Source organism: Mesorhizobium sp. M5C.F.Cr.IN.023.01.1.1, assembly GCF_003997585.1.
GTDB classification, from domain to species: domain Bacteria; phylum Pseudomonadota; class Alphaproteobacteria; order Rhizobiales; family Rhizobiaceae; genus Mesorhizobium; species Mesorhizobium wenxiniae.
The window spans coordinates 23639-29932 of sequence record NZ_RZSU01000083.1 but is presented as its reverse complement, the minus strand read 5'-3'; the positions used below and the strand labels follow the sequence as shown (position 1 = coordinate 29932).

The window sequence follows — 6294 nt, the reverse complement described above, 5'->3', positions numbered from 1 at the left end:
TCAATTTGGTGCATAGTACCGCCCCGTGGGCGGGTTTTCATTTAGGGGGGTTGGGTCTGTGACTCGGGATATGAGTACCTATAAAAGTGCAAAGGGGTTGGTGGAAACGACCGACCCGGAGATTGATAAGCCAATTTATCGACGTCCGGGCTTTGACGGCATCACGACCTTGGGCGAAATGGACGAGAAGATTGCCGCTTTCCTGCGCAAGGCTCGCGAGGATGAAGGTCTGACGCGCGCGGATCTCTCACCTTTGCTTGGTCTATCAGTACCGGTTTATGGTCGATACGAACGTGCTTTCTCGAAAATGCACGTTACTCGTATGATCCATCTCTGTGAAATCCTCGGCTTCATGCCCATCGAAATGCTTTTTGCGGCTGCTCCTCATCTTTGGGGCCGGACGCCGGAGGAAGCCGAGGACCGTCTTCAACTGGCAAAACTTGTGGCCGCTTTGCCGCACGACACGACACGCGATCTCCTCGCCCTGGTTAAGCGCATGGTCGCACAGCAGAAGGCGGCCGACGCCGCCACAGCCTCATTAACTTCGAAAGACCAAGTTTCCTAAAGCAAAGTACTCCACGCCTTGAAACGCAGCTTGTCCCAGAATGGTCGAAGTCCTATATCGCGAACCGCGATATTCTTCTTGGCCAACACTCCTTGTCGTGAATGAAGCGATTTCCCGGCCGCTTGTGCGCCACTTGCGATTCCATCAAAGTATCTTAGCTATGCAATCACGCCGTTTCGCCAGCAACTCGAATATACGGTCCAACTCGAGCCGGAGATCAATGATCACGATCAGCTGTACTTCGACACCACCCGCCCTGACGATGAGCATGCGCGCGATCCTCATTTTGAGTTGGCGGATGAGAGCACGCTTCACGCCTGCCTCCTTGCCCACGATCATGGCCCTGATCTGCCGGCGTCTTGCCACCCAGCTCGGCCCAACCGCCTGACCTGGTCGTCGGGGCAGCGCCGAGCATCGACGCCGGTTGCTGGGGCGACGCAGGCAACCGCCGTGCCATCGGGTTCGTCTTGGCGCGCTTGCCGAGTGCATCGGCAAAGGAGCGCACCTAGTCCGGCTTGACCAATGGTATTGGCAAGCCTGCGGCGCAAACCGCCGATTCGGCCCTCCACAAGCGGCCGGTTCCATCCAACGCCACAAGGCTCGGCGCAAGCGCGACACGACGACTTGCTCACCTCGGCTTCAAGCCTCTCCTGCGAAACGTCGATCCTCACAACAAGGGCGTCCATCTTCGCCCCATCCTTGTCTTTGATGAAATCGCGCACGGTTTCAAATCCGAACGGTGGCCGGATTTTGATCGGAAGGACGGCCAGCATCACGTCGGTATCCGCACATTCACATCATCATCATGTACGACGGTGTAAGTCACGCGATATCACACTATGGGAGGCATCCTGTTGTTTTTAGATGATTTTGCCCGTTGGCACAGCAAATGCTTGGTACGGTCAGGACGACCCACAGCACACAATTTCGGAGTCAAACGCAATGGCGAGAAGAGCGCTTGTCCTCGTTGAAGGTCATAAGGGTAATGGTCTGCTATACATCCAAACGGCCCAGCGTCTTGGCCTTCATCCAATTACCCTCTCGGCTGATCCAGCTAGTTACGACTATCTTGTGGCAGAGAGCATAGAGACAGTCCGTGTCGATACAGGCAATCTCGATGCGCTGATCCGCGAATGTTCCCGGCTGCGTGAGACCTATGACATTGCTGGCATTACTGGCTTTGCACTCCTCGACGAGTCGGTCTATGCGACGGTCGGTAAGCTCTGCCGCTACTTCGATGTACCGGGGCCTAACCCCGCATCAATTGAACGATGCAACGACAAATTCGCTCAACGTCAGCTCCTCCGCGAGGCCGGCGTTCCTATACCTGCTTACCGCGTGGCAGCGACTGCGACGGACGTAGAAAGGTCAGCCGCGGAGATCGGCCTGCCTGTAATTCTTAAGCCAGCCGTAGGCAGCGGCAGCTGCGGTGTCCGATTGTGCCGCAACATCGACGAGTTAGCACAACATGCGACCTATCTCTCGGGCGAACAGCACGTGTGGCGGTCTCCGCCTAGGATGTTGATCGAAGAATTCGCACAAGGCCCCTATTATTGCGCCGAGATGATGGGAAATGAGGTCATAGGAGTTACCGCTTCTGAGTTTGGCCCGCCACCGCATTTCCTCTTTCGAGAGACGACCTTCCCGGCTCCTCTGAATGATGACGAGCATGAGCGCATCGCCGATGTTTCGCTGAACTGTTTGCGAGCTCTCGATCTTGGGTGGGGGCCAACCAACATTGAATTCCGGTGGACGAAGCGTGGGCCAGTCGTCATTGAAGTCAATCCGCGTCTTGCCGGCGCCCCCGATCCACAATTGGTCAAGCTGGCTTACGATGTCGATCTCGTCACCGAGCACATCAAACTTGTCATCGGAGACGAATGGGACTTGCGCCGAAGGCATTCGCACATAGCGGCTGCGCGGATCCTGGTTCCTGATCGTGATGGCACCCTCGATTGGATCGGTGGCGACAGTCGGTCAGCTGCTGTACCAGGTGTGGCCGAAGTCAAGTTGTATGTTAAAGCCAAGACGCCGATCATCAGGAAAGGCGATTACCGAGACTACCTCGGATATGTCACCGCCGTTTCACCTAGCTTGGCTGAGACCCAGGCGATGCTTCAACATGCCGTCGACTTAATCGATTGGTCGATCACACCGTTCCCGATACTTGCCGATTAGGAACAATCTGCGACCGCCGTGGCGACTCGTGCGGCGATCGAACGCCGAGCAGCGGTCGGTCGTGTTCTCAAGGCCTCGCTATCGATCGGCACTTGCGCGAGTTCGATCGTTCGATCGACTGGTCGACGACCTCCAGGTTATCGAGCGCGATCTTGTTAGCTCGGCTCTTGGAGATGAAGGCGTGAGGCGTCTGATGACCATCCCCGGCGTCGACATGACGTCGCGCTGGCAATGAAGGCAGCGATCGCGGATGTGACCCGTTTTGATGAGCCGCAAAAGCTCGTCAGCTATCTCGGGCTGAATCCGAGCGTCAGGCAATCCGGGCCAGGTCCTGCCTATCGTGGACGGATCACCAAGCAGGGACGTGAACATGCCCGCAGCATGCTCGTCGAAGCGGCTTGGGCGGCAGCACGCGCGCCAGCATGTCGCGGCCGTCGCAACCGCGCGTAAGCTAGCGGTGATCCTTTCAATTACATAGGGTAATCGAAAGGGGCCCCGCACGCTTACACGGAGCCCCTTGCAATCGGCGTGCCACCGACGAGATTGTGCGAACAAGGGGAGACAGCCATGTGTTTGGCGCCGCGCCGGCTGAATAGTGTACCGGGTTTCGCACATAGACGTCTTTGGTTGGACACAGCTGAACACGAGAGCATGTTACATCGAATGACGACGGTCGTCCCTCGTGCCTCCCCATGGGGATCTCATTAATAGCCGCATTCGAGGTTCATCAGATCATTTTGGCCGCTTAGCGTGCCGCCTCGGGACGGCTTGGTAAGGATGGTAGAGCTGTTCAACCGGACCAGAACGCATCGGACCTCCGGAACCACGCGAAGCGTTTTGCCTGTCCCGCTTCCGTCCCATGGGCCTGACACTCGAAACGTAAGCCGGCTCAAGAGTATGGAAGAATCTCGCCTGCCTCGTCTCCTCCGCTTGCGTTCGGGTTTCCGAAATAAACGGCTCCCTTGAGTTCGAAGGGCGACTCGCCTCGAACGGGCTCATGAGTATCGTGAAAGAGCCAGATATTCGGCTTTAAATAGACGGAATTGGCGAAGAACATCGCTTGCCGGCCTAGCGCAGTTACGCATCAGTCCGGAAAATGGCGCGGCAAGCATGCGCGCCGCCGTTTCCACGGATGCGCCGGTGGCATCCAAGCATAGCCTCGTGCTCAAGGCTTTCTATGTAAGCTCGTCGCCAAGGGCGAGCCGAAGATCATTGCCATCATTGCAACAGCTCGAAAGCTGTTGACCATACTCAACGCCATCATCCGGGACCGAAAACCATGGCCGAGCGCTTGAGTTCCAACACAGTAGTTCTGGCCATCTTAGCCGGCCGTCTCGGGAGTCGACCGGGCCCAGGGCGGGGTCGACTGGGCCTTCGGCCGCAAACGCAGCGCCGGCTTCGAGCGGCTTGCGACCGGCTGTTCCTCACGGAGAACGCACGGTTCCGACCGCTCACCGGATCCACCGTTCCAGGTTTTCCGATGAGCGGATGAGCGTTCGAGCGGCCGGCATCGTCTTGTCCTCGAAGGGCACCAATCTGCTCCGGCACTCGGCGATGGCCGCCATGCTTGCGGGTCGGTGGGACGCTCCACATGTTCGGCACGGGCTCTATCGCTCGCCCGACATGACCGGGCACAACGCCAGACTCGACATCCTCGTCGCTGCCAGATCGCGCCGCCCTGCCGAAAGATCCACACCCTTGCCGCTCGCCCCATAGCATCTACTCAGCGGGGCATGATCCGGGCCGCTGCGTTTGCTAAGCGGAGCAACGTCTTTCGACGCGCCCTCCATCGTCTTGCCTGATGGGCCATGAGGGTTCGCTCCCATTTGCGATGATGACCACATCTGAACATGATTGCCATCTGGAACACAGATCAGCGATTTTTTGCAAGATGGAGTTTCTACCTTCCAAAGCTCACCATCCTCGGCGCCGCTTGACCGTCTGCAGTTCACAGTCGATGTTACTCGGGGTTCCCTGCAAAGACCGGCGGCCGCCGCGACGCCCACGGAAGCGCTTCCTCCAGGTCGCGGGAGATGCGGACCAGCGTAGCCTCATCCCCGAACCGACTGACGATGTGAACACCTATGGGCAGGCCCTGTTCGCTTTGAAAAACGGGCAAGGAAACGGACGGCTGGCCGGTAATGTTGAACGCGATGAGGTACATGCAGGTCGCCGCATCCATCTCCACCCAAGAACGGACCGAATAGCTGTCATTGCTCGGAGAGTAGAGGCCGTGCGGCATTGAAACCATCGGCATGACCGGCGTCAGCAGCAGATCGAATGTGGCCGTGGCTTCGGCGATGTCTACGCGGAGCTTCCTTATGAGTTCGAACATTTTTCCGGCGTCCGACAAAGGTCGATCCTTTCCCGCCAAGTAGGCCGCCAGATTCACGGGCTCCAGCGTGTCCGGGCCAATCGTGCGGCCCAGTGTGGCGGCAGCGGTTTCAAGGCCTGGAACGTCAATGAACTTCAGACCGAGCAGAACCTCCACATAGTCGGCCGCGGAACATGGGGGCACCATCTCCCAAACGTCGTGCCCCATGCTTTTTAAGATTTCTGCCAAACGTGAGACCGCGCGAAGTACATCACGGTCGATGTTCCAATCTCCCCATTTGGTAAGTGCGACACCGATCCTCAGTTTCTGCGTGGAGCGTTTCAGCTCCTCCACATAAGGCCGATCCGCCTGGCGAATTGCGAAGGGGTCGCCAGGGAACGTTGCGGAGAACACATCAAGGGCTGCTGCCATGTCACGTACTGAACGACAAAGGACGAAATTGCGCGAGAGGCCGAAACTGGCGTCCTGCCCGTTTGGACCACCGGAAATCCGGCCCCTTGACGGATTGAGGCCCACGAGATTCGTGAACGTTGCCGGAATGCGGATCGAGCCGCCACCATCTCCACCATGTGCAATGGGCACGATGCCGGCAGCGACCGCCGCCGCCGCGCCTCCCGAAGAGCCGCCAGGCGATAGTTCGAGGTTCCAGGGATTACGGGTGATGCCATTGAGAACGGATTCCGTGACGCTCGCGACGCCCAATTCAGGAGTGGCCGTCCGGCCCAGTGTCCGGAGGCCACCTCCCCTCGCTCGTTGGAAGAAGTAGCTCTCTGTCGCCGGGCGGTACCCAATGAATAGACGGCTGCCGCGTTCCTGGAGCCTACCGCGCTCGCTCGCGCCGATGTCTTTCCGAAGGAAAGGGACCCCCTGGAACACGCCGCCATCTACACCAGCGACGGTTTCCGCGTCGTCGTAAAATTCGATCACGGCATTGATCTTAAGATTGACACGGGCGCAGGCCTCGCGTGCGAGCCGAGCGAGCTCGGCCGGACTAACATGGCCAGCTTTCACGAGCACGCCGAGTCCTGTGGCGTCGTAGGCGACATATTCTTCAAGACGCATTTCGCACCTCCTGGTCAGTCCGCAAGGGTAATCAGTTGAAGCAGGCAAACCAACGCCCGTCCTCAGTCCCTCAGACACGGCAAGCGCTGGCTTCACCGGACGTTTTAGTGACGTGGGTGCATTTCAGCGAAAACAAGCAATCGCGGCGAATGGG

5 protein-coding genes and 1 pseudogene are annotated in these 6294 nt (G+C 58.4%); 4 read left to right on the top strand and 2 right to left on the bottom strand.

Going from position 1 to position 6294, the window contains the following annotated elements:
* Nucleotides 1-70 precede the first annotated feature (70 nt).
* Nucleotides 71-565, top strand: coding sequence for a helix-turn-helix domain-containing protein (locus EOA78_RS26300; protein WP_127317657.1), 495 nt, complete (start codon nt 71-73; stop codon nt 563-565).
* A gap of 144 nt (nt 566-709) precedes the next feature.
* Here the strand turns inward: EOA78_RS26300 and EOA78_RS26295 are convergent, their stop codons facing one another.
* Complete coding sequence (locus EOA78_RS26295) at nt 710-904, bottom strand: hypothetical protein (protein ID WP_127317656.1); 195 nt, start codon at nt 902-904, stop codon at nt 710-712.
* Between the two features lie 603 nt (nt 905-1507).
* Here EOA78_RS26295 and EOA78_RS26290 point away from each other — a divergent pair.
* From EOA78_RS26290 to EOA78_RS26280, 3 genes and pseudogenes are all read left to right on the top strand, one after another.
* The gene (locus tag EOA78_RS26290) at nt 1508-2743 is read left to right on the top strand and encodes an acetyl-CoA carboxylase biotin carboxylase subunit family protein (RefSeq protein WP_127317655.1); all 1236 of its coding nucleotides are present in this window, start codon (nt 1508-1510) and stop codon (nt 2741-2743) included.
* A gap of 184 nt (nt 2744-2927) precedes the next feature.
* Nucleotides 2928-3200 (top strand): annotated as a pseudogene (locus tag EOA78_RS36555) (IS110 family transposase); the annotation flags it as partial.
* A gap of 1031 nt (nt 3201-4231) precedes the next feature.
* Nucleotides 4232-4459 carry a hypothetical protein gene (locus EOA78_RS26280; protein WP_127317653.1) on the top strand — a complete coding sequence of 76 codons (228 nt, stop codon included), beginning with the start codon at nt 4232-4234 and terminating at the stop codon, nt 4457-4459.
* 244 nt (nt 4460-4703) lie between these two features.
* Here the strand turns inward: EOA78_RS26280 and EOA78_RS26275 are convergent, their stop codons facing one another.
* Entirely contained in the window at nt 4704-6140 is a 1437-nt protein-coding gene (locus EOA78_RS26275) for an amidase (RefSeq protein ID WP_127317652.1), read from the bottom strand.
* Nucleotides 6141-6294: the final 154 nt, after the last annotated feature.

What these genes read in the sequence shown, in the direction of transcription:
- EOA78_RS26300 (WP_127317657.1), top strand. Translation starts at nt 71, where the DNA reads ATGAGTACCTATAAAAGTGCAAAGGGGTTGGTGGAAACGACCGACCCG.
- EOA78_RS26295 (WP_127317656.1), bottom strand. Translation starts at nt 904, where the DNA reads ATGATCGTGGGCAAGGAGGCAGGCGTGAAGCGTGCTCTCATCCGCCAA.
- EOA78_RS26275 (WP_127317652.1), bottom strand. Translation starts at nt 6,140, where the DNA reads ATGCGTCTTGAAGAATATGTCGCCTACGACGCCACAGGACTCGGCGTG.
- EOA78_RS26290 (WP_127317655.1), top strand. Translation starts at nt 1,508, where the DNA reads ATGGCGAGAAGAGCGCTTGTCCTCGTTGAAGGTCATAAGGGTAATGGT.
- EOA78_RS26280 (WP_127317653.1), top strand. Translation starts at nt 4,232, where the DNA reads ATGAGCGTTCGAGCGGCCGGCATCGTCTTGTCCTCGAAGGGCACCAAT.